The sequence below is a fragment of the Puia sp. genome (assembly GCF_035546395.1).
Lineage (GTDB): Bacteria > Bacteroidota > Bacteroidia > Chitinophagales > Chitinophagaceae > Puia.
Map to the genome: position 1 here is coordinate 73,730 of NZ_DASZXR010000015.1, position 23,872 is coordinate 97,601.

The 23,872-nt window shown below is 54.4% G+C and carries 21 protein-coding genes and 1 tRNA gene; 9 read left to right on the top strand and 13 right to left on the bottom strand.

The genetic code is table 11. The annotated features are described in order from the left end of the window. Positions 1–32 precede the first annotated feature (32 nt). The 3 genes from VHE34_RS18230 to feoB all read left to right on the top strand — a co-directional run bounded on the left by VHE34_RS18230 (position 33) and on the right by feoB (position 3,628). Positions 33–509 carry an SRPBCC family protein gene (locus VHE34_RS18230; protein ID WP_325590292.1) on the top strand — a complete coding sequence of 159 codons (477 nt, stop codon included), beginning with the start codon at positions 33–35 and terminating at the stop codon, positions 507–509. A 127-nt stretch (positions 510–636) separates the two neighbouring features. After that, on the top strand, positions 637–1,365 hold the full coding sequence (locus VHE34_RS18235) for a 2-phosphosulfolactate phosphatase (RefSeq protein WP_325590293.1): 729 nt from the start codon (positions 637–639) through the stop codon (positions 1,363–1,365). Between the two features lie 109 nt (positions 1,366–1,474). Next, positions 1,475–3,628, top strand: a complete 2,154-nt coding sequence (feoB, locus tag VHE34_RS18240; protein WP_325590294.1) for a ferrous iron transport protein B — start codon at positions 1,475–1,477, stop codon at positions 3,626–3,628. A gap of 18 nt (positions 3,629–3,646) precedes the next feature. On the opposite strand, the gene VHE34_RS18245 is transcribed toward feoB, so the two are convergent. The 5 genes from VHE34_RS18245 to VHE34_RS18265 are packed head-to-tail and all read right to left on the bottom strand — an operon-like array spanning position 3,647 to position 8,174. Then, the gene (locus VHE34_RS18245; protein WP_325590295.1) at positions 3,647–4,255 is read right to left on the bottom strand and encodes an HAD family phosphatase; all 609 of its coding nucleotides are present in this window, start codon (positions 4,253–4,255) and stop codon (positions 3,647–3,649) included. Position 4,256: 1 nt separating this feature from the next. Then, positions 4,257–5,402 carry a methionine aminotransferase gene (locus VHE34_RS18250; RefSeq protein ID WP_325590296.1) on the bottom strand — a complete coding sequence of 382 codons (1,146 nt, stop codon included), beginning with the start codon at positions 5,400–5,402 and terminating at the stop codon, positions 4,257–4,259. A 9-nt stretch (positions 5,403–5,411) separates the two neighbouring features. Then, positions 5,412–6,131: a 3'-5' exonuclease gene (locus VHE34_RS18255; RefSeq protein WP_325590297.1), complete on the bottom strand. Its 720-nt coding sequence runs from the start codon at positions 6,129–6,131 to the stop codon at positions 5,412–5,414. A gap of 36 nt (positions 6,132–6,167) precedes the next feature. After that, the gene (locus VHE34_RS18260; protein ID WP_325590298.1) at positions 6,168–7,250 is read right to left on the bottom strand and encodes a mannose-1-phosphate guanylyltransferase; all 1,083 of its coding nucleotides are present in this window, start codon (positions 7,248–7,250) and stop codon (positions 6,168–6,170) included. Between the two features lie 3 nt (positions 7,251–7,253). Then, positions 7,254–8,174 (bottom strand): KpsF/GutQ family sugar-phosphate isomerase, encoded by a 921-nt coding sequence (locus VHE34_RS18265; protein WP_325590299.1) that lies wholly within the window; start codon positions 8,172–8,174, stop codon positions 7,254–7,256. Positions 8,175–8,646: 472 nt separating this feature from the next. Here VHE34_RS18265 and recQ point away from each other — a divergent pair, with 472 nt between their 5' ends. Together recQ and VHE34_RS18275 are read left to right on the top strand one after the other, a co-directional pair. Beyond that, the gene (gene recQ, locus VHE34_RS18270; RefSeq protein ID WP_325590300.1) at positions 8,647–10,923 is read left to right on the top strand and encodes a DNA helicase RecQ; all 2,277 of its coding nucleotides are present in this window, start codon (positions 8,647–8,649) and stop codon (positions 10,921–10,923) included. Positions 10,924–10,989: 66 nt separating this feature from the next. Then, positions 10,990–11,062, top strand: a tRNA-Phe gene (locus VHE34_RS18275). A 9-nt stretch (positions 11,063–11,071) separates the two neighbouring features. Here VHE34_RS18275 and VHE34_RS18280 read toward each other — a convergent pair. Beyond that, positions 11,072–12,286, bottom strand: coding sequence for a glycosyltransferase family 87 protein (locus VHE34_RS18280; RefSeq protein ID WP_325590301.1), 1,215 nt, complete (start codon positions 12,284–12,286; stop codon positions 11,072–11,074). 612 nt (positions 12,287–12,898) lie between these two features. On the opposite strand from VHE34_RS18280, the gene VHE34_RS18285 reads away from it, so the two are divergent. Further along, positions 12,899–13,426 carry a hypothetical protein gene (locus VHE34_RS18285; protein ID WP_325590302.1) on the top strand — a complete coding sequence of 176 codons (528 nt, stop codon included), beginning with the start codon at positions 12,899–12,901 and terminating at the stop codon, positions 13,424–13,426. Positions 13,427–13,580: 154 nt separating this feature from the next. Beyond that, entirely contained in the window at positions 13,581–13,742 is a 162-nt protein-coding gene (locus tag VHE34_RS18290) for an ester cyclase (RefSeq protein WP_325590303.1), read from the top strand. A gap of 19 nt (positions 13,743–13,761) precedes the next feature. Here the strand turns inward: VHE34_RS18290 and VHE34_RS18295 are convergent, their stop codons facing one another. Next, positions 13,762–15,816, bottom strand: a complete 2,055-nt coding sequence (locus tag VHE34_RS18295; protein WP_325590304.1) for a T9SS type A sorting domain-containing protein — start codon at positions 15,814–15,816, stop codon at positions 13,762–13,764. Positions 15,817–16,039: 223 nt separating this feature from the next. Between VHE34_RS18295 and VHE34_RS18300 the strand changes: the two genes are divergently transcribed. Next, the gene (locus VHE34_RS18300) at positions 16,040–17,041 is read left to right on the top strand and encodes an acetamidase/formamidase family protein (protein ID WP_325590305.1); all 1,002 of its coding nucleotides are present in this window, start codon (positions 16,040–16,042) and stop codon (positions 17,039–17,041) included. A gap of 47 nt (positions 17,042–17,088) precedes the next feature. Beyond that, positions 17,089–17,811: a hypothetical protein gene (locus VHE34_RS18305; protein ID WP_325590306.1), complete on the top strand. Its 723-nt coding sequence runs from the start codon at positions 17,089–17,091 to the stop codon at positions 17,809–17,811. A gap of 4 nt (positions 17,812–17,815) precedes the next feature. Here VHE34_RS18305 and VHE34_RS18310 read toward each other — a convergent pair whose 3' ends face one another. From VHE34_RS18310 to VHE34_RS18335, 6 genes are read right to left on the bottom strand one after another with little or no spacing between them, the layout of a single operon-like run. After that, the gene (locus tag VHE34_RS18310) at positions 17,816–18,229 is read right to left on the bottom strand and encodes an SgcJ/EcaC family oxidoreductase (protein WP_325590307.1); all 414 of its coding nucleotides are present in this window, start codon (positions 18,227–18,229) and stop codon (positions 17,816–17,818) included. Continuing rightward, positions 18,230–20,647, bottom strand: a complete 2,418-nt coding sequence (locus VHE34_RS18315) for an ABC transporter permease (protein WP_325590308.1) — start codon at positions 20,645–20,647, stop codon at positions 18,230–18,232. Positions 20,648–20,651: 4 nt separating this feature from the next. Next, positions 20,652–21,494 carry a DUF4097 family beta strand repeat-containing protein gene (locus VHE34_RS18320; RefSeq protein WP_325590309.1) on the bottom strand — a complete coding sequence of 281 codons (843 nt, stop codon included), beginning with the start codon at positions 21,492–21,494 and terminating at the stop codon, positions 20,652–20,654. Between the two features lie 11 nt (positions 21,495–21,505). Further along, positions 21,506–22,375 (bottom strand): hypothetical protein, encoded by an 870-nt coding sequence (locus VHE34_RS18325; protein ID WP_325590310.1) that lies wholly within the window; start codon positions 22,373–22,375, stop codon positions 21,506–21,508. Positions 22,376–22,386: 11 nt separating this feature from the next. Continuing rightward, positions 22,387–23,211, bottom strand: coding sequence for a HEAT repeat domain-containing protein (locus VHE34_RS18330; RefSeq protein WP_325590311.1), 825 nt, complete (start codon positions 23,209–23,211; stop codon positions 22,387–22,389). Position 23,212: 1 nt separating this feature from the next. Next, positions 23,213–23,746, bottom strand: a complete 534-nt coding sequence (locus VHE34_RS18335) for an RNA polymerase sigma factor (protein WP_325590312.1) — start codon at positions 23,744–23,746, stop codon at positions 23,213–23,215. Positions 23,747–23,872: the final 126 nt, after the last annotated feature.

The following is a 23,872-nucleotide window of genomic DNA, read 5'->3' on the forward strand; positions in this document are numbered from 1 at the left end:
TGACTTGGAACGATTTTGGCGGATGAGAGGCCATGCCCACCATCCATCTGACGACATTTGTCGCCGCCCCGGCCGACCGGGTTTTTGACCTCGCCCGTAGCATCGACCTCCACCGGAAATCCATGGCCCATACCCAGGAGCAGGCGATCGCCGGAACGACGGCCGGACTGATCGGGCTCGACGAAACTGTTACCTGGAAGGCTAAGCACCTGATGAAGATGCGGGTGTTGAAATCGAAGATCACCGCCATGAACCGGCCGCTTTCCTTTACCGACGAGATGGTGGATGGGGACTTTAAGAGCATCCGGCATGAACATCACTTCAAGAAGATCGACAACGGCACCCTGCTGATCGATCTGTTCCATTTTGAAACGCCGTATGGCGGACTTGGCAGACTCGTCAACCAGCTCTTCCTCACACGGTATATGCGAACCCTCCTGGAAACCCGTAACCAGGCGATAAAAGAATACGCCGAGTCGGAAAAATGGAAGTTTATTTTGGACAAATAAACGCCCCTGAAGCCGTATTTTTGCGGTCTCCAAAACGGCCCGGCGGGCCGTTGGCCGAAGGCCAGACATTAGCGTTTTGCCGGAGATGCGCTAATTTTTACTTTGGCGCATCTCCGGCACATACAATATGAATTCCAAACCGACATTACACACCGCACTGTCCCCGGCCCTTTTGCATTTGTACGACCTGAACCACGCCATTGTGGTGATCATCGATGTCCTTCGCGCCACTTCCACTATCGCCACCGCCCTCCATAACGGGGCGAAATGTGTGATCCCTGTCGACAGCGTCGCCAAGTGTATCGAGCTTGGCCGCCAGATAGACGGCATCACCGCCGGCGAAAGGGATGGGATGATCGCAGAAGGTCTTGAACACGGCAACTCCCCCTTCGAATACCCCCGCGACTTCATCTACAACCGGACCCTGGTCCTTACGACAACCAATGGCACCAAGCTGTTGCATATGGCCCTCGATAGGGGAGCAGGGCAGATGATTACCGGGTCATTCCCCAATCTCAGCGCCGTCTGTGATTATCTCGTCTCTCAGAACCAATCTGTTGTGCTGGGCTGCGCGGCCTGGAAGGACCGTGTCAACCTGGAGGATATGCTTTTTGCCGGGGCGGTCATTTCCCGGGTAAAAGACCATTTCTCCATCAACTGTGACGCGTCCCAGATCGCGGAGACGGTCTATCACGATGCGAAAAGCGACCTTTTCGGGTTTATGCAGGCCAAGAATGCTTCGCATTACCACCGGCTCATGGGATATGGGCTGGAGAAGGATATCCGGTATTGCCTGAAGCCGGATGTGGCGAACGTTTTGCCATTATATGAAAATGGCAAACTGATTGTGCTTTAGCCCGCGATGCTTCTCCCGGCACCTTCGGCGCCTGGTAGGGCCTATGATGGGCCTTCAGCCGAAACGCCCGTGGCGTTTCAGGGGTTCCGGAAATCGTAAACACCGGCCGGTGGAAGCGCTTACCTTTGCACCGCGTTTCGAATTGAAAAAAAGCACCCTCCATATCGCACTCGTAGGCAATCCCAATAGCGGGAAGAGCTCGCTGTTCAATGCGCTCACTGGCCTTAATCAGAAAGTGGGCAATTTCCCGGGGGTCACGGTCGATAAAAAAACCGGTGTAAGTCAATTGGCGCCCGGCCTTTCGGTCAACATCGTCGATCTGCCCGGAACCTACAGCCTCTATCCCAAACGGGCCGACGAATGGGTCACTTATAAAGTCCTGCTCAACCAGGACCCGGCTGTAAAGGCCGATATGGTGGTGCTGCTCGTCGATGCCAGTAACCTGAAGCGAAACCTGTTATTCTGCAGCCAGATCATCGATCTGAAAATTCCCGTCGTAGTGGCCCTTACGATGATGGACCTGGCAGCGCAAAAAGGCATCGAGATCGACGTGGACGGGCTCGAACGGGAGCTTGGGATACCTGTCGTTGCGGTCAATCCGCGGAAGAACAAGGGCATTCCCCAGCTGAAAAAAATCGTCGAGCTGCGGGCGCGACAGCTGAACCTGGCGCCGCCGAGGGCATTCATCGGCAACCAGGTCCTGGCCGCCGGCGCGATCCAGGACGTAAAAAGACTTTTTCCCGAGATCAGCGACTACACCGCCATTCACTACCTGATCAATCACGAGCATTTCGATCTTCCCTCCGATCAGCAACAGCGGATCGAGGCGATCGAAGCCGCCCATTCCTTTAATCATACCCGTATCCAGGCGGATGAGATACTCCAGCGGTATGGCCGGATCAAGCAGATCATGCAGCATACGGTTTCCGAACCGGATCCACTGGAAAAGACCCTGTTCACCGAACGACTGGACAAACTCCTCCTCGACCGGACCTGGGGCTATATCATCCTGCTCGGCGTTCTTTTCCTGCTCTTCCAGAGTGTCTTCTGGGTCGCGCAGTACCCCATGGACGCCATCGACTGGACCTTCTCGAAGCTGGGTGGCTGGCTGGGTCAGGCCCTTCCCGACTCCTGGTTGAGCGACCTGCTGGTCAACGGCCTGCTGGCCGGTCTCAGCGGCATCCTGGTGTTCGTCCCGCAGATCATGATCCTCTTCGGCCTGATCACGATCCTCGAAGATACCGGCTATATGGCCCGGATCAGCTTCCTGACCGACAAGCTCATGCGAAAAGTGGGCCTCAACGGAAAAAGCGTCATGCCCATGATCAGTGGCTTTGCCTGTGCGGTCCCGGCGATCATGAGTGCCCGGAATATCGAGAACCGCAAGGAACGCCTGCTGACGATCCTCATCACCCCGCTCATGAGCTGTAGCGCCCGGCTCCCGGTTTATACCATGCTGATCGCCCTTGTCATCCCGCGGACGGAGGTGATGGGATTCTTCAGCCTGCAGGGGTGGGTCATGATGGGCCTGTACATGCTGGGGTTGGTCATGGCGATGGTCGTGAGCTATGTCGCCAAATGGTTCATCCACCTGAAGGAAAAAAGCTTTTTTATCCTCGAGCTGCCGATCTACCGGGCGCCCCGGTGGAATAATGTCGTTGTCACGATGATCAACAAGGCTCGCATCTTCGTCGTGGATGCGGGGAAGGTGATCATGGTTATCAGCCTGATCCTGTGGGGGCTAAGCTCTTTCGGGCCTACGCACCGCTCGGCCGTCGCGGCCCAATACGAAGAGCGGATCCGGCAACATCCCGACCAGGCTTCCGTGCTTCAAAAGGAAAAACAGGCTTCCCTGTTAGAGAACTCGTATGCCGGGGTGTTGGGCAAGGTAGTGGAGCCTGTGATCCGGCCGCTGGGCTATGACTGGAAGATCGGCATTGCGGTGATCACTTCTTTCGCCGCGCGGGAAGTCTTTGTCGGTACGATGGCGACGCTGTACAGTGTGGAGGGTGGCAAGGATGCCGACCAGCAGACGCTTCGCCAGCGGATGGCATCGGCGCGGCGGGAAGACGGCACTCCGGTGTATACCCTTGCCAGCGGCGTCAGCCTGATGATCTTCTATGTCCTTGCCATGCAATGTATGAGCACCCTGGCGGTCGTCCGCCGCGAGACCCGCAGCTGGAAATGGCCGGGGATACAGCTGGCGTATATGACGGGCCTGGCCTATGTAATGAGCCTGATCGCATACCAACTGCTGAAGTAGTTTGTTTGAACAGCCCACCTATAGCACTCCCAATCTCTTCAACTCCTCCTTGAACAATGCCGGCGTCCGGAAATGGATGCCAATGAAGCCTAAGTCCCGGGCAGGAAGTACATTCCGGATATTATCATCGACGTAGATGGCATGTTTTGGGTCGATGCTGAACCGCTCGATCAGCAGGGTATAAATCTCCGGAAAAGGCTTCCGCACCTTTTCTTCGCCCGAGACCAGCCGCCCGTCAAACCAGTGCAGGAAATCATATAGCTCGAGCGCTACCGGGAAGGTTTCTGCACTCCAGTTCGTCAACGCATATAATTTCAACTTTCCGTGGTCTTTCAGCTCCCGGAAGATCTCGACGGTCTGGTGGATGGGGCCGCCCAGCATCTCCTTCCACCGGCCATAATAGGCGCGGATGGACCTTTCATGCTCGGGGAATTTTTTTACGAGATACTCCGTCGCCTCGTGCAGGCTTCGGCCGGCGTCCTGTTCTTCATTCCAGTCCGGGGTGCAGATGGTCGAGAGGAACCATTTGCGTTCCTGTTCGTCGGGAATGATCTTATTGTACAGATATTCCGGGTTCCAGTCGATGAGTACACCGCCCAGGTCGAAGACAAGGGTGTCGATTGTCATATTATTTTATTTTTTGCAGTCGTTCCGCCGCTCTCTCCAGTGTTTCTGCCTTTTTGGCAAAACAGAAGCGTACCACCCGGTCGTCCTTCCCGGACTGATAAAAGGCCGACACCGGGATGGACGCCACCCCATATTCTTTTGTGATCCGGATGGCAAAATCCCTATCGGCCTCGTCGCTGATCCGGTCGTATCTGTATAACTGGAAATAGCTGCCGTAGGAAGGTAATGGAGAAAATTTCGTGCCGGTCATCAGCCGGGCAAAATAATCTCTTTTCTGCTGCAGGAACGGACCCAGTGACAGATACGTATCCTTGTCCTTTAAGAACTCCGCCAGCCCCACCTGCGAGGGGGTGTGACAGCTGAAGCAGTTGAACTGGTGCACTTTCCGGAACTCCTGCATCAGTGACGGCGAGGATACGCTGTAGCCAAGCTTCCAGCCCGTGCAGTGGTAGATCTTTCCAAAGGAAAAGGAGATGAAGCTTCTTTCCAGCAGATCGGGATATCGCAGGATGGACTGATGAGGGATGCTGTCAAAGATCAAATGTTCGTATACCTCGTCCGAATGGATGAGAATCCGGCTGTTTTCGACGATTGCCCGTAATTGCTGCATGTCCCCCGGCCCCAGGACGGCGCCGGTGGGGTTGTGTGGGGTGTTGAGCAGGATCATCCTTGTCCGGGGGGTGATCTTTTGTCGTACCGCCTCCCAGTCGATCCGGTAGTCGGGGAATTGCAGGTCGATTCTTATTGGAATGGCGCCATTGATGACAATGTTGGGGATATAGCTGTCGTAGGCAGGTTCAAAGACGATGACCTCGTCCCCGGGCTGCAGCACCGTCGTCAGCGCCGTATAGATGGCATAGGTCCCGCCGGGAGTAATAGTGATCTGGGTATCGGGGTTGACGGCGGCGTTGTAAAGATCTGCGATCTTGGCGGCCAGCACCTCGCGGAGGCCGGCGATGCCGTTCATATGGGCGTACTGATTATAGCCGTCGCGCATCGCTTTGTCGACGAGGGACACGAGCGTTTCGCTCATGGGGAAATCGGGGAATCCCTGGCCCAGGTTGACGGCGCCCAGCTCCGACGCCAGGGAGGACATGACCGTGAATATCGTCGTTCCGACCTGGGGAAGCTTGCTGACAAGGGTCATGGGAGTGGATTATTTGATACAAATATTTTCCGGCCGGATCAGCGTTTCGCCGTGGATGCGAAGGTATACCTGCGCCACGGTGACGACGTCTTTCTGGCAATAGGTGACGATCCTTTTGAGGTCCTTTTCCATCCAGTAGACGGTGCCGACCTGGCTGCCGTCGATATCATCTTTGGGGGTAGGAACCCCAAGGGTGCGGGCCAGAAGATTGAGGGAAATGAAGTTCTTGTATTCACCGAATTTCCAGAGCTCCATGGTATCGATATGCGGCACCTCCCAGGGTTTCTTGCCGGAGAGGTTGAGTACGGAGGGGATCTTCATGCCGTGGATGATCATGCGGCGGCAGAGATAGGGGAAGTCGAAATCCTTTCCGTTGTGGGCGCAGAGATATTTTTGTCCTTCCGAACCCCATTTGTGCAGCAGCTCATAGAACTGTTGCAGCAGCTCTTTCTCGTCGTCGCCGGCGAAGGATTTCAGGGATAGCTTTCTTTCCGCCGGCGGGCCCGAAAGAACGCCGCAGGTGATACAGATGACCTTGCCGAACTCCGCATAGATGGCGGCACGGCCATACAGCTCTTCCGGCGTGACGGGCGCCTTGTCCCGGATAAGGGCTTCGGCTTTATGCCGCCACAGTTCCTGCCAGTCTTCCGGGACCGCGGTAAAGTCCGGATACTGCGAAACGGTTTCGATATCGAGGAATAAAATGGTATGCAGCGGATAGGGAGACATGCGATCTTTCTTTGCCAGACTGTTTGGTCCGGTCCTCTAAAGATACTGATCTCCTTTATTCCGCTTTACTTCGGCGACATATTCTTTGATCTCCTGTTCTTTTTCCCGCTTGCAGATCAGCAACACGTCCGAGGTATCGACGACGATGACGTTGTCGACGCCCTGCAGAAGCACCAGCTTGTCGTTGGGGGCATGGACCATGCACCGGGTGGCGTCGATGACGATGACGTTGTCGCCGGCGACCGCGTTCTCCAGGTAGTCTTTATTGAGATTCTCGTAGGCGCTGTTCCAGGTGCCCAGGTCGCTCCAGCCAAAGGAGGAGGGGATGACATAGACGTTATCCGCCTTTTCCATGATGCCGAAGTCGATGGAGATATTGGTACAGAGGGGATAGATGCTCTGGAGGGCTTCTTTTTCGCCGGGGGTGTTGAACTTGTCCTTGTCGGCGGCAAAGACATCATACATTTCCGGGAGATATTTTTCGAAGGCCTGGATGACGTTCTTCACCTGCCAGACGAAGATCCCGGCGTTCCAGAGGAAGTCGCCGCTGGCGAGGAAGGTCTTTGCCAGTTCGAGATTGGGCTTTTCGGTGAAGGTCTTCACCTTGTAGACGTTATCCGATACGGAATGCTGATCGAACTGGATATAGCCATAGCCGGTATTGGGATAGGCCGGTTTGATCCCAAGGGTGATAAATGCGTTGTGCTTGTTGACGAAGCTGAGGGCTTCGAGACAGACCTTGGTGAAGGCCGTTTTATCGAGGATGAGATGGTCCGCAGGGGCGACGATCAGTGAGGCCTTGGGGTCCAGCTGCTGGAGCTTAAAGGAAATGTAGGCGATACAGGGGGCGGTATTCTTCCGCGAAGGTTCGCCGAGGATGTTCGCCATCGGCAGCTGTGGCAGCTGTTCTTTTACGATCCCGACGTATTCATTTGAGGTGACCACATAGATGTTCTCGTGCGGAATAAAGGTGGAAAAGCGATCGAAGGTCCATTGGATAAGCGTCCGGCCTGTATTCAGGATATCGAGGAACTGTTTCGGATAATCCTGTCTGCTCATCGGCCAGAAACGGCTTCCGATTCCTCCGGCCATGATGACAACGTAGTGATGTTTGTTCATATTTTATATAATTCCCTCGCGAATAAGATTATTGAGATCGATAAACCCCAGGTACCGTTTTTCATTGGTGACGACGAGCCTGGTGATGTCATGGACACGCATCAGGTCAAGCGCTTCGATGGCCAGGGCGTCCGGTTCTACCGTCTTTGGGCTCGTGGTCATGATATCCCTGGCGGTAAGCCCGGGATGCATCCCTTGTTTTTCCAGCATCCGGCGAAGATCGCCATCTGTTATGATGCCCAGCAGCAGTCCCTGCTCGTCGGTGACGGCGGTAGCGCCCAGGCGTCGGGAGGTGATCTCGATGATGACCTCTTTGAGCGCCGTTTCGGGGCTCACCCGGGGTTGCTCGTTGTGGACATATACTTCCTGTACCCGGAGGTAAAGCTTTTTGCCCAGAGTGCCGCCGGGATGAAAACGGGCGAAATCGTCGCTGCTGAAGCCGCGCAATTCCATTAAGGTGATAGCCAACGCGTCGCCCATGACCAGTTGGACGGTGGTGCTGCACGTGGGGGCGAGACTGTTCATCCCTGCCTCCTGTTCGATGGTGGTATTTAGGACGACATCCGACTGCCGGGCAAGCATTGAATGCAAATTTCCGACCATGGCGATCAGGGGGTTGCCAAAGCCGCGGATCAGGGAAAGCAGGACCTTTATTTCGGGACTTTCGCCGCTTTTGCTCACCAGGATGACCACGTCCTGCTCCTGTACCATGCCCAGGTCGCCATGGATGGCATCGGCCGCGTGGAGGAAGATGGCGGGGGTGCCGGTCGAGTTAAGGGTGGCGACAATCTTTTGGGCAATGATGGCGCTTTTCCCGATACCGCTGATCACCACCCGGCCTTTACAGTTGAAGATCAGCTCCACCGCCCGCTCGAACTGGCCGTCCAGATGGTGTTCCAGGGCCGAAACGGCCGCTGCTTCCATCCGGACTGTATCTTTTCCTATTTCAATGATATTCTTGCCCCTGCTCATATGAATGTGGACCTCCGGTCTGTTTTGTTCTGCCGACGGATCGCTGATCCATTTAGGTCCGCAAATCTAGATCAAAATGGACAAACCGCCGCAGCGGCGCCACTCCTTACCGATTTTATAGGATAAGGGCGCAGTCAAATTTGCAATCGCCTGAAAAACAAAAGTATACCTGTTTTATTGGTTTGAAGGCCCCATTTTGAAGGTCTTGAATGTTAGCAATCTGCCCGGCAATTTTAACAGAATCCACTAGCACCTTACCCCCTTTTTGTGTAACTTCGCCATCCCTTAAAGTTACCGCCCTCTTAATCCGAGACTCTTGGGAAAGCATTATCCGCCGAACCCTTTTCTTGCCAGAAGAACGTCACAAGGACAACATCAGGGGCTCTCAAGATCAGATAACAAGTGAGGAAGAAAATTTTTGAGCATGGCAACAACCGAAACAAAAAAAAATACCGCCAGAAAAACCAAGACCGTAAGCAGCAAAGCTGTCAAAGAAAAAGCCAGACCATCCACCTCCCTGCTGGCTCACCTGCAGGAATATTTTGGTTTCGACGCCTTCAAGGACAACCAGGATAAGATCATCCAAAGTTTATTATCGGGAAAAGATACTTTCGTCATCATGCCTACCGGGGGCGGCAAAAGCCTGTGCTACCAGCTACCGGCCATGATCAGCGAAGGGGTGGCGATCATCGTCAGCCCGTTGATCGCGCTGATGAAGAACCAGGTGGATCTTGTCCGCAGCTATAGCAGCAAGGACAGCGTGGCCCATTTTCTGAACTCGACCCTCAGCAAAAAGCAGATCAAGGAGGTGCATGAAGACCTGCTGAACGGGCACACCAAGATGCTGTATGTCGCACCCGAGACCCTGACCAAACAGGAGAATATGGAATTCTTCAGCGATCTGAAGATCTCCTTTTTCGCTGTCGACGAGGCCCACTGTATCTCCGAGTGGGGGCATGATTTCCGCCCGGAATACCGGCGGTTGCGGGAAATGATGGACCAGATCAGTCCCGATATCCCGGTGATTGCGCTGACGGCTACTGCGACTCCCAAGGTAAAAAGCGATATCATCAAGAACCTGGGTCTGCGCGAACCGAATATCTTCATCTCCTCCTTCAACCGGGGCAATCTCTACTATGAGATCCAGCCCAAGATCAAGAAGGACCAGACCATCAAAAGCATCGTCCGCTATATTGTCCAGCAGAAGGGTAAGAGCGGTATCATTTATACGCTGAACCGGAAGACCACCGAAGAGCTGGCCGACATGCTGGTCGCCAACGGGATCAAGGCCGTGGCCTATCATGCGGGGCTGGACAGCAAGTTGCGGGCCGAGCGTCAGGACCTGTTCCTGAACGAAGACGTGCAGGTCATCGTTGCGACCATTGCTTTCGGGATGGGTATCGACAAGCCGGACATTCGATTCGTTATCCACTTCAATATTCCGAAATCCATCGAGAATTACTATCAGGAAACCGGTCGTGCCGGTCGCGATGGCCTGGAGGGGAATTGCATACTTTATTACTCCCATAAAGACGTCGCCAAGCTCGAGCACCTGATGAAGGATAAGCCCCTGAGCGAGCGCGAGGTGGGCGCCCAGCTGATCAATGAAATGGTGGGCTATGCGGAAACCGGCGTCTGCCGCCGGAAGGTGCTGATGAGCTATTTTGGCGAGGAATATACTACCGAGAATTGCGGCAACTGCGACAATTGTCTGCATCCCAAGGAGCAGGTGGAAGCCCGCGACTATGCCGTCAAGGTGTTGAAGGCCATCAAGGCCCTCGACGAGCGGTTTGCCACCGGTTATGTCGTCAATATTCTCACCGGGAAGCTGACGCCCCAGATCCAGATGTTCCGTCACGAGGGCATCGCGGAATTCGGCATCGGCAAGGAAGAGCCCGAGCATCTCTGGAATTCGCTGATCCGCCAGCTGCTGTTGGAAGATCTGTTGAAGAAAGATATAGAGGAATATGGAGTGTTGAAGATCACTAAAAAGGGGGAGGACTTCCTGAAGAAGCCCCGTTCCTTCAAGATCGTCCTCAACAACCTCTTTGAAGAGGCCAATGCAGACGACGAAGAGGAGAATACCGAGTCGGCGGGCACGACGTCCACCGACGAGAAGCTTTTCGAGCTGCTGAAGGACCTCCGGCAGAAAGAAGCCAGGAAAAAGGCGCTTCCGCCCTTTGTCATCTTCCTGGAGACCTCCCTGCAGGATATGGCCACCCTATACCCCACGACGATCCTGGAGCTGGAAAAATGCCAGGGCGTCAGCAAGGGCAAGGCTCTGCGTTATGGGAAGCCGTTCATCGAGCTCATCGCCCGGTATGTCGAGGAGAACGATATCCAGAAGCCCGATGACTTCATCATGAAGAGCGTCGTCAACAAGAGCGTCAATAAGGTCTATATTATCCAGCAGGTGGACAAGAAGATCCCGCTGGAGACCATCGCCAAGAATAAAGACCTTCGTCTTGACGCCTTACTGGAGGATATGGAGACTATCGCCGCCAGCGGCACCAAGCTCAACCTCGACTATGCCGTCGACGAGATGCTGGATGAGTACGAGCAGGACGAGATCATCGATTACTTCAAGAGCTGCGAGACCAGCAGCCTGCAGGTGGCCCAGCAGGAGCTTTCCGAGGGCAATTTCACCTGGGAGCAGCTCAAGTTGATGAGGATCAAATTCCTGAGTGAGTATGGGATGTAAATTTTATTTCGGAATTACGGCAGGAAAGCCTATTTTTGCCACCCCAATCACAAATTGGGTACAGGCGGTGCGGTAGCTCAGTCGGTAGAGCAAAGGACTGAAAATCCTTGTGTCGGCGGTTCGATCCCGCCCCACACCACGAAGAAGATCAAGCGATTATAACAAAATGTTGTAGTCGCTTTTTTTTATCGCCCGAAAGATAGCGCAGCAGGAAAACAATCAGCAAGGCCTCCCCAGTAAAATGCAGGAATGGAAAGTAAAAGGGTATAGCGTTGATAAAGCAAAGACCCGCGAACAAGATCACCAAATAAGCAGGAGAAAGATGGGGTTGTCGTATAAACAGAAGGACCGGGAACATCCAAAGGATCATATTATAGGCGGATCTGGATGCCGGCATAATATATTCTGCTATCACATACAGCAGAAAGCCAAAAAGCAGGATAGTGCCAGCCTCTCCTGCGACAAGTTTCTTTCTATAGATCAACAAAAGCGTCATGACAATGGCCAGGTACAAGCCGAGATAAAAATAGATGCTCTGCAAGCCGATCATTGGCGTAATAAATTCGCACAGAGGCTGAATACCCCCGCAAACAAAATCGTTCTTATACTTAGTCAGATTTCGCAACCCTTCGATAACCTCCGGATATTGATAATGAATGTGCCCGACAGCCGTAGCCTCGTGAATGGTCGAAGAGAACTCGCGAACGACTGCAGAATATCCTTCCCATAAACCTTCATGCAAGAATGCATGTATCATCAACAGGAAAACGGCTGCGCCCCACCCAGCCAGCACTTTCCAGTTGCGCGCAACAACTATCGGTATCATCACGAAAAAAAAGTTTGGCCGGCAATAGCAAGCCAATGCGATCGTTACTCCTGCAAGAAAATTCTTCCAGCCGATCGGACTTCGATAGAGATGATAGGTCAGGGTAAACAAAAATGCAAAAATTATATAGACTTGTCCCCTTTCAATATTGAGAAACCAAACCGGCGAAGAGAGAAACAAAACGACGCCCACTACGAATAACAGGACTCTCCTGTCCGGCGAATTGTCCCGCTGAACAATGAAGGAGAATAATATATAGAACGCAAGGACATACAACAAGCAGGTCCAAAGGATCCTTAATTTCAAGTAAGAAAGCGTGTTGAAAAGCGACACGATATATAAACATCCGGGCGCCACGGTGACGGCATTGGAGGCCGTATTCATTGGCACATTGGGATCGATATATTTTTCCGGTTGTCCGGGCGACCATCTATAAAAATAGGCCATCCTGCCGGAACCGATCATCTTCGCCGCGATCGAAATACTTCTCAAATCCGTTCCCCCATATGCGATCGTATAATATCCTCCCTTGACCATCCCCAGCAATAACAGAACAATTGTAATTATAACGAGCGTTCTTTTTGCCGGGCCGGCCGGCCAGTCCGAGGATCGAATATCCATGCTTGCTATCTTCTTTATTTGCGGTCAAGTTACGGCAAAGGACCGAAAATCCTTGTGTCGGCGGTTCGATCCCGGCCCACACCACGAAGCCAACAAATAATCGCCTATAAGTCAAAAGCTTATAGGCGATTTCATTTGGGGGGGACATTGGGGGATTTTCGTTTTACCCATGTCGCTTAACGCCCGTTACCGCAAGATTCCTTTAATTCTCGAATCAATTCTGGAAGGAATGTTTGATCGCTGTGTATTATAAAAGAGGTCCTCACTTCATCTCCGCTGTCACGCAAATATCCACTGATACCGACATGGCCAATACCATCTGATGAGAGCTGAAGACTCACGTTACTTCGAACCCACCGTAGTTGAAGGTGGCCCTGCAGATGAGCCATGCAGGATCGGGCTCACGATCTATGAGCTCAATTAACAAATTTGTTTGCCCATTGCTATCATTGATCTTTAGTGTCATCTGAATGCGTTTTGACCTTATTTTCCAGCAGAGAGCGCTAAAGTAATAAGACAAGGCAAGGTTTGGCTGGCTACCGGCTGGCGCCCTTTCATGTGCTCGCTACCGAAAGCAGGAATTGGCTCGAGAAAGACCATGAATGGCATATGACGGTGATCGCAGAGGTTTGTGCAGCAGATCCAGAGCTTTTGTTAGCGACCCCCTATAGGGTCGTCGACCTTTCAGGTGGAAATAGCGAGCAGGAGGCGGTTGACTGGTGGCTGAAGTTAACCACAGAAGGCGGAGAAGGGATGGTGGTAAAGCCGTTCTCTTTTATTGCGACGAATAGTAAGGGACTGATTCAGCCGGCTATTAAGATCAGAGGGCGGGAATATCTCCGGATCATCTATGGACCAGAATATACGGAGGCGGAGAATCTGCTTCGGCTAAAAAAGCGTGGTTTGTCCGGCAAACGGTCGTTGGCACTACGCGAATTTGCGTTGGGGGCAGAGGGTTTGGAACGATTTGCCCGGAAAGAGCCACTTCGCCGGATACATGAGTGTGTTTTTGGGGTATTGGCGCTGGAAAGCGAGCCACTTGATCCACGGCTTTAGGTACGTGCAATCAATGTTGGAAGGGCAGTGGGCATGATTTGTTGGACGGCCGCCGGGCAAACCAGTTCGGAAAGTTTTTCCTCGACCTGACCCAAACGGCCTTTCCCATTTGACGTCCACCTGGTCATTTTCGTTAAGATAATACAGGCGATTTTTGCGAAAGATCCGCGGAACGCATTTGGGGGAGGTGCTTGGTCATGCTCCAACCCACCGCCGCGTGGAGTTCAACGTGATCGACATTATCCGGTTAAAAGACGGCCAATACCAGGAACATTGGAGTCAAACGGACTTCTTCGAAATCCTGCGGCAGCTGTAGCCGCAGGAGCCACTGTCTTCTATCGTCTTACCATGACCTTCACCTGGCCACCCGTTTTGCCGTCCTTCCAACTAAGGATGTACAGCCCTTCGGGCAGTGTGCTGAACTTGCCAATTGAAACGGTATTTACACCCTCATTGGCGAAATACTCCTGCTGCCAGAGGGTTGCCCCCTGGAGGTTGTACAGCTGGAGGTTCATGGTTTTGGGCGCCGCCGAATAGAATCGAACCGATACGGCGCCTGCCGTCGGATTGGGGAAGGCGGTGAACACGTCCTGCTGCGAAGAAGAGGTCTGCACGGGGACGATCCGGCTGTAGACATAGTTACCGGTAGTCTGAACTTCGACAATACGATAGTAGATGACTCCTTCGTTGACGAAGTTGCCATTGTCTTCATATTGGTAGGTGTCGACCGCCGATGCGGGAATCTGTGGCTGTGCCGTAGCAATGCCCTTGAAGTTGACGCCGTCGGCACTTCTTTCGACGATATATTTCTCGGTGGTCGATTCGCTTGTAGCTTCCCAGGTAAGTCGAACGTTGCCATCGTTGAGACTTGCGCTGAGGTTGATATAGCTGGTCGCCAGGACGGAGCAGGAGAGATTCGGATAAACAAAGGCCGTCGTGTTCATATTGGAGACCTTCGACCCATTGGAGCCGCTGCCGGCGCCATAGTTCGTCGATGCGCCACTCGTGGTACCCGCGCTTCCGCCCTTTATCGACGTGGAAGCGAAGGCCTGGTTGGAATAGATCACCCCGCCACCGCCGCCGCCGCCGGGGCCGTGGGAGTCGCCGCCACCGAGTTCGTTGCTGCCGCCATCGCCACCGATGGCCGAGGCCGTAATGCCGCTCTGGCCGCCACCGTTGGAGTAGACCATGATCGATCCGCCTGCGCCACCGCCGCCGCCGGCATCGTTCTGGATGGTGCTGTTACCGGAGTTACCATCGGCAGAGATCGTGCCCGAGCCCGTGATCGACCCGAGAGGAACGATGATCATGATGATACCGCCGCCGGCAGCACCGCTGCTCGCAACACCATTGTTAGGAGTACCCGTACCATTGTTGGAGGTACCGGCGCCGCCGCCGCCACCCATAACAAGGCGCGATGCGGACACCTGGCCAAAAGCCGTAGCCCCTTTGCCGCCCGAGCTCCTGTTGGTCGACCAAGTATTACCGCCGATGCCACCGGCACCGCCATTACCGCCGCCACCACCACCGGAGTTCTGGTCGTTACTGGACGGGTTACCGTCGGTACCTCCACCACCCGCGTTACCGGGAGCGCCGCGGGCACCGCTGCCGCCAGGATAACCTTCATAACCCGTAAAAATGACCGTCGTACCACTCAGCACATAGGCGGGCGTACCCGCGATACCTTCGCCTTTCTGCCCGTTGGCATTGGAACTTTCTGAAGACATATAATCCGTATAGTTTAGGCCGCTAGCGCCCGAAAGCTGCCGGCCGCCACCACCGCGGAACCCAGCGCCCGAGGCAGTGACCGTTTGACCGTTGAAATCGAGCTTATCGATCACATACAACATCATTACACCGCCCGAGAGTCCGTTCCAGGAAGGAGCGGTGATCGTGCCGGTCAACTTCAAGTCATAGAACAGCGGTACACGGATGACCTGGTACACATATTGACCGTCGGTTCCGTAGGCACTGATGGTATAAGCGTGTATAGTACCCGTCTTTAAAGTAAGCGCACCACCGGTCAGCGGAACGTTGTTGTTTGCAATCACATACTCCATGGTGCCAACCGTTAGCTTGGAATTATTGAGATACCCGTTGCCGTTGGATCCGTTCAAGCCGTATGCACCGTTGTTGACGCTCCGGAACTGAGCCCCCTGCATCTGGATGATCAGCAGCACGTCGCCCGTACTGATCGGCGTAGTGCCATAGCCCGTGGGTACGGCGCCAAGGGAAATCGACGTCGCACCTACAGCAATCGAAGATTGATTACCCGGGTAGTACGTATTGGGAAAAGTGCTCAGAGTGGAGGAGGTTAAATAGGGGCAGTTTTGGCCAGGGGCCAGGTGGAAGGACAAGCACAAAGCAACCACAAAGTAGAGCTTATTCATCGGCACGGGATTTTGAGGGTCGTTTTAATAGGATTCAACACAAAGTAACAAAACCATTATGGGACCAATATCTTATTCCCTTCTTAACCAAGTTGCTATAAGACATTTCTAAGCGAGAGTTTTCTCGCTACTGGAAAGAAATTCCACTTTTGGGAGTCTCAAAAGTCCTCCCGGTTCTCATCGCGGCTTTTTTCGATATCTTAACGCTTCAATCCCTGCAAATATGCGAATCTGTCTTGCGTGCATTCTACTCCTTCCTACGGGCCTTTGCGCACAATCGTCCAACAATCTTCGGTTCGCTCCAACAACTTTCTCGCCCGTCTTTTCTCTCAATCGGGAGCCGGTCCTTACAGTCCGGGAGGGGGATACTATCCACACGGAAACCATTGATGCCATGGGATTTGATCAAAAAGGCGCGCACCGGGCCAAAGGCGGAAATCCATTGACCGGTCCATTTCGCGTCGAAGGTGCGATGCCTGGCGATGTACTTGCTGTCCAATTTTTGGACGTGTCTTTAAACCGCGATTATGCCTTTACCAGCGAAAATTTTGTCTCGCGTAGTATGCCCCGCGAAACCTTGAGCAGCCTTAAAAAACAGCGGCTGGTCAAGTGGAAGCTTGACCGGCAAAATAACCGGGCTTCGCCGGACAGCGCGCTCAATCACTATCCTCATCTCCGTAACTTCGGAGTACCCCTGAACCCCTTCCTCGGTTGTATCGGCGTCGCGCCTGATAACCGGAAGAATGAGGTGCTTAGCTTCTTTCAGGGTCCCTATGGCGGAAACCTCGACTACAACCGGGTCCGAAGCGGATCGACCGTCTACCTGCCGGTATTTCATGAAGGCGCGTACCTCTATATCGGTGACGGGCATGCGCTACAAGCCGATGGAGAGCTGGCGGGAAATGCGCTGGAAACCTCGATGAATGTGGTGTTTTCCGTCCGGTTGATCAAAGCCCATACGCCGGCCCTGCAATACCCGCGGATCGAAGACGGAGAGTATATTATGGCGCTGGGGACGGCAAAGGAAATACCCGTGGCTTTGAAAAAGGCGTCTAAAAATCTCCTGGACTGGTTGCAAAAAGACTATGCCCTTAGCCTGCAGGAGGCCACCCAGGTGATGAGTACCAGTATCGAATACAGCATCGCCGAGATCGCCGATCCGGAGGTGGTGGTTGTCGCAAAGATCAGGAAGTCTGCATTGGAACAAATTCTCCATTTTCAATAAATAACCTCCGCCGCCTGCCGGGTACATTTGCCTTATAAACCAGCAATATGAACCTGCAAAACTATCAATGTACGATCACCGCGCCAATCTCGCCTGCCGAGGCCTTTGAAAAGATCAGCCGGGTAGGGGAATGGTGGGCGATGAATTTCAAAGGCAGCGCGAAAACCCTCCGTGACCGGTTTACGGTCCATTTCGCCCGGACGACCTGGTCGCTGATGGAGGTCATGGACTCGGAGCCCGGTCAATACATCGAGTGGAAGGTGGTGGATTGTTATCTTCCTATTTTCAAAGACCCCTATCTGTGGAAGGGTAATTGTATCCTGTGGGAGATCACGCGTGAAGGATTGCTCACGCGGGTAACGATGACCCATGCCGGCCTTGTCCCGGGCGTTGAATGCTACGAAGATTGCCGGAAAGGCTGGAACTTTTACGTCGGTGAAAGCCTGTTCAAGCTGTTTACCGAGGGCAAGGGGCTTCCGGGAAGCGGCATCTTCGCCGATGTGTTTGTCGGCGACCGGAAATACGAGGGGCTTTTGTATTCGCGCACCGAGGCCTTTCCGGATTTTGCCGATGGTTATGTCCTTGTTGACGTTCGCGAGAACGCCGGGGAGCGGGTGCTTTCGGTCCATTCCGTTTCAATCCTGCGTCTGGGCGCCACGAGCCCGAACGCGCTACAGGGAGACTATTATATGGTCCTCGAGAACCGGCCTGTCCATGGGAATATTTCGCCGCTGGAAGATCTCCGGACGGTGGTCCCGGTGGGGCGATAGTTCCCTATCGCTGAAGCTGCACCTTCATGGTGCTTCCGTCCACCGGCCCGGAACTATGTTCATGGATGATCTTCCAGAACCCATTCTTTTTCCGGACCACCCATGTCAGCCGATTCTGGAGAAATCTCAGTTCTTCACCCTTTTCCGATACGGCGGCAAATCGCGCGATCGCGCTGGCGACGGCCATATCGCCCGATTGTTGAATGCGGATATCGTCGAAGGTGACGACGTCCCGATCGGCGCCCAGACCGGCGAACCAACCGGTCACCATTTGCCGCCAGGCGGCGAGCCCGTCGTAGGTCCAGGCCCACATGTCGAAGACGCGGACGTCGTCATCGAAAAGGGTGAGGAAGGATTCGGTATCTTTTTGATAGACTGATTGCTTATAGCGATCGAACAAAGACTGCAACTCTTGCATTTATTGGGTTTTTATCGACTCCACAGGATTTGCCACCGCGGCCTTGAGGGCCTGGCAGCCGACCGTCAGGAGGGCGATGACGCCGGCAATCCCGCCGGCCAGCGCAAATATCCACCATTGCAGGGAAATGCGGTATGCAAATTCATGCAGCCAACGGCTCATCACCCAGCCGCCGATGGGGGCGGCGATAAGGAAGGCGATAAAGACCAGTCGGAGGAACTCCATCGACAGGAGCCGGGTCAGGCCGGGCACGCCGGCGCCGAGGACCTTGCGGATGCCGACCTCTTTTTTGCGCTGTTCGGCGCTGAAGGCGGCCAGACCGAAAAGGCCCAGGCAGGATATGGCGACCGCCATCATCGTGAACGACCGGATGATGCGGGACATCGTGATCTCGGCCTTGTATTGTTTCTGCACCTCCTCGTCCATGAAGGAATAGGTGAACGGGCTGCCGGGTATATCCTTATGCCAGAGGGCCTCGATCTTTCCGAGCAATGCAGCATAGTTTTGCGTTTCCGTATGCGCGATGACAACGGGCCAGATTTCCCAGTGAGGCTTTTGCATCCAGATGAGGAAGCTGCCGGGTTTCGCATCCAGCCGCGAATAATTGAAGTCTTTCATTACCCCGACGATCTCCGCCTCCCTCGATTGACTATCGAAAAGCCGGACGCCCGGGGCGGTCTGGGGATTCAGGCCCAGCCGGCGGGCATAGGTCTCGTTGATCAATACGCGCGAGCTGTCCGTGGACCGGAAATTACGGCCGCTTATCAGCGGGATGCCATTGGCCGGGACAAAATGTTCGTCGGAGATCAGGAAGGCGGTGTTCAGCCCCTGCTCGCTTCGTTGTCCTTTCAGCCAGAAATCATTGGAGAAAAAACCGGGGCCGTCGAGATACGCGCTGGAATTGCAGGCTTCTTTCACCCCACCGAGGCTGCGCAGATCGGCCAGGAAGGCCGGGACCCGATCGACGGCATCCTGCGTTTGAAAGTTGAGAACGAGACGCTGGTCCTTGTCGAAGCCGAGGTCCTGGTCGCGGATATAGTTCAGCTGGCTATAGATGACGATGATGCCGATGATCAGGATGATCGACAAGACAAACTGGAAGATGACGAGGCCGCGCCGCAGACCGTTGGCGGAGATGGCGCTGGTGAAGTTGCCCTTCAGTACCCGGATCGCCTGGAAGGCCGACAGGTAAAAGGCCGGGTAGCTGCCGGCCACGAGGCCGGTTCCGACGGTCAACCCGGCAAGGATCAGCCAGACCTTCCCCTGCAGCAAAAACGTGCGGGGGATGTCCGCGTCGGCAAGGCGATTCAGCGCCGGCAGCGCCAGGATCAGGAGTGGCAGAGCGAGCATGAACCCTATGAACGAAAGCAACAGGGACTCGCCCAGGAACTGCTGCAGCAGCTGCCGGCGCCGGGCGCCTATGACCTTTCTGACCCCTACCTCTTTTGCCCGCCGGATCGCCCGGGCAGTGGACAGGTTCATAAAATTGATGCAGGCGATGAGCTGGATGAGAATTGCGATGGATAACAGAATGCGGAGGAACAGCGGGCTCACCGGTGTAGTGAACTGCGGTCCGCTGATCCCGGTAGTCGTGTGGACAGTCGACAGCGGCTGCAGGAACAACCGGTTCTCTGCACCGACCGTTTTTAGCTGATCGCCGCCATATTTTTGCACAAACGCCGGGAATTTCTTCACCAGGCCGGCAATGTCCGTATGCGGCCGGAGCCGGACATAGGAAGAGATATAGCCGTTCGCGACCCAGTTAGTGGTGTGCAACACGTAGTCACCCATGAACCCGCTGTTCATGGCAAGGAACAGCCCCGCATGGATGTGACTTTTGCCCAGGCTTTCATCGATCACCCCTTTCACCACATAGTCCGTCTTGAAATAGACATTCTCGATCGTGATCGTTTTCCCGATCGCCTCTTCCCGGCCAAAAAGACGGTCGGCCACGGACTGCAACAGGACGACGGAGTAGGGTTCCATCATCGCGGTTCGCCGGTCTCCCTGCACGAAATGGAAATTGAATACATCGAAAAAGGTGGAGTCCGCATAGACAGCCTCTTTTTCGGTCAGGACCTTCTCCTTATAGCGGATAAAATGTCTGTCTACGCCAAGAAAGGGAACTACGCGGGTAAACTGTTCGATCTCGGGAAAGTTCTGTTTCAGCAGGGGGGCGACGGACCCCGTTACGGTGGCGCGGTCGCCTTCGCCACCCGCCCCTTTGATATGGGCGCCGACCCGATAGATATCCTGTACCCGGTGATGTTGCCGGTCGTAGCTGTATTGATCGGTTACGTACAGCACGATGTAGAGGCAGCATAAGGTACCAAGCGTCAACCCGAAGATGTTGATGGCGCTGAAGGTTTTGTTCCGGGCCAATACGCGCAGGGCAGTACGCCAGTAGTTTTCGAACATGGGACTATTTTGCTTTTCGGATATAGATACTGCCATACGAGGTTTTCATCATTATCTCCGGGCCGCCGCCGCCGATCTTTCCAAGGACCCAGTCATCGATGGAGACGCGGTACATATGGCCCTCGTTGCTCTTCGTGGCGGCAGGTTGTCCTTTTGTGATGTCGACGTCGAAGTCAGTGTAGATATCGCCCCGCTCGGCCTTGAGCTTGACATTGGCTTTGACGGTGGCCGGGAAGGTGACGTCGATCCTGCCGTTCAGGGTAGAGAAGGCCATGGGCGCCTGGGGATCGACGCTGCGGAAGCTTACGTTTACCTCGCCGTTGACGGAGTTGGCGACCACCGATCCGGCGATATTACGAGCGATGACCGACCCATTGACATTCGTTATCTCCAGCTGGCCGCTGACATTGTCGACGACGACCTCGCCGCCGTTGACGGCTCCCAGTTCGAACTTCCCGTTGGACTGAGGGACCTTTACTTCGATCAGCGAGAAGTGGCTGAGGCCGGTGTTGATGTTGACGGTGTTGTTGTCTTCCTCAGCCGTTACATCGCCGCCGGCATTGCCGCCGATGCGCCGCATGCCACCCCCGCCGGAAGATTCGTGCTGCTTCTCTCTGCCCGTCACATTGATGACGATCTCTTTCCCTTCGTAGCCGACGACCTTCAGGGAACTATACATGACACGCGCGACAACCTTGAAGGGCTTTCCCGGATCGCTCAGCGGGACGGTCAGCTGCTCTTTCACCTGATCTTTTCCCTGATCTTTTGTTTCCGTTTGAGCCAGCACTCGGCCAAGCGTCAATACCGACAACAGGATAAATACTGTAATGATTTTCATTGCTTTCATGCTTTATCAATTTACGATTGCTTCTTTACATAGATGTTACCGTTCATGGTCTCGAACTTGAACAGGTTGCCGCCGCTGCCGATCTGGACCCGCTTAGTTATGTTCAGCTTATAGACGGTGCCCGAAGACCGGTGCGTCTCATTCTTGATGACCGATACCGGTAGTGGTTCTGCATTGTCAAAATCGGTATAAAAACCTCCGTTCATGCTCTTGTATTGGCAGATCGCGGAGAGATTGGCCGGATAGGTGACCTCGAGCTTGCCGTTCAGGGTATAATAATCGGAGGGGCCGTTTGGCGCCGATACATAGTTGACGGTGAGGTTGCCGTTGATGGTCCGGGCCGTGGTCGCCCCTTTGGCGTTCCTGATAGCGATGGGTCCGTTGACATTGTGAACGCTGAGGTTCCCGGTCACGTCCTGTACGAGCATGTCGCCATGATTGACGGTACTGACATGGAGGTTCATACCGAAAGGAACGCGAACAACGAAATCGAGATTGAAATCATAATTATGATCCCGCTGACGCCAGTCCTCATCCCGTCCCCATTCGTGCGGCCGGGTGTCGAAGGGTTCCGCGATGTAAATGATAATGCTGTCGCCATGTTGATCGTAGCCCAGCTGGAACTCATGTTTGCCGAGCGCGAGGCCATCGCTGTCATCCGCCGAAATTCGTTTGTCGATGTCGACGAGCACCTTGTCACCCGAGTAGCCTTCCACGCGGACCGATCCGTTGAGGTTATAGATGGCGAGCACTTCGGCGGCGGGATTCGGGACGGCAAATTCCTTTTTGATCTGTTCCTTGAATTCCTGCGCCCGGCCGGCGGCGGGTGCAAAGCAAAGCATGGCCAGTCCCGTCAGCAGCGGGAAGTGTCTTTTTTTCATATTTGTGTGTTTTAGCTTAGTCTGACAATGGCCTCCTGGACGCGGGTCCTCACCATTTCGTTGAGATCTTTTTGCTGGAGTAATTTCTTCAGCGGATGGATCGCCCTTTTCTCCTGCAGCTTTAGCATGACATCGGCCAGAGCAGTCTGCATGAGAGGCGACTCCTGCTGGAGGATCGATTGCACCAATCCTTCCCGGACGACCGGGTTATTGGCATAATGGGTCAGCGCCTCGAGGGTCATCAGCCGGACATTGATATTCGGATCGTTGTTGAGCGTGCTCAGCAGGGCTTCGAAGACATCCTTATTGATCGTTCTTATCTCGCTGGTATAGCTCACCCCGCGCATCCGCTCGGAGGCGGAGGGGTTTTGCAGCAGGGATTTCATCATCATTTCCCGCATTTCGCCGATCTGGATCGTCAGCGCCGCCAGCTCTTTTTGGTTGCCACCGGGATCGCCGGCCCTCGAAGACCGGTGAAGTCCATAGCCGACACCCAGACCCAATACAACCAGCAGCAGGCTGTAGCCAAGGGCGAATGCCGGGTGTCCACGAAACAGCTCCCGCAGGCGGGACCACCATCCGGAATCTTCATAATTCCCGGGCCGGACCGATCCCTTATAACTATCGAGCATCGCGTCGAAGCGGATCTGTGCGTCTCCGGACGGTCCCGGGACCTCGACCTCGTGGAGCCTTCCCCAGAGGGCGCGGAGATCTTCCCATTCGCGGCGGCATTCATTGCATTGCGCCAGATGGGTCTCTATCCCGATCCGCTCTTCTTCCGGGAGCTCTCCATGCAGGAGCCGGGTCAACTGTTCCTTATCGTATCCACATTTCATACTATCTGTTTTGCGTTTCCGACTGGCAATACATCTCTTTCAGCTGGCTCATCGCCCGGTGCACCCTGACCTTTACCGCGCCAACGGTGATCTCCAGCACCTCGGCGATCTCGGCATATTTCAATTCCTGGAACCGGCTCAGGACCAGCACCTCCCGGCTTTCGGGGCTGAGGTTACCAAGCGCCCTTTCCAGGGCCTTTATCTCGAGCTTTCGTTCGATCTGTTCATCCGCCGCCAATTCCGCGGGCAGCCGGTCCTCATAGTCCGTGATCTCCTGGTGACGGCCCCGGCGACGGCCCTGTTTCAAATGATCTTTCAATACGTTACGCGCCAGGTGATACATCCAGGTCCGGAACTCGCCCTGCCCGGTGAAGGTATGCCGCGACCGCAGCATCCGATAGAACACGTTCTGCATCATGTCCTCGCTTGCCTCCCGCTGCTGGGTCATGTGGAACAGGAACCCATACAGGGGACGGTGATAGCGCTGGAAGAGCAGGCCCATCTTATCCAGGTCGCCGGCCCTTACCTTTAGCATAAGCGTGTTATCCGTCAGTGCGTTCAATCAGTTTGGTATTCTGTATAAGTTAAGAGGAAACTTCGCCGGAAGCAAATGGTTACCAAAATTTCGGGATTTATTTTTTACCCGAAAAAGGGGGTACCT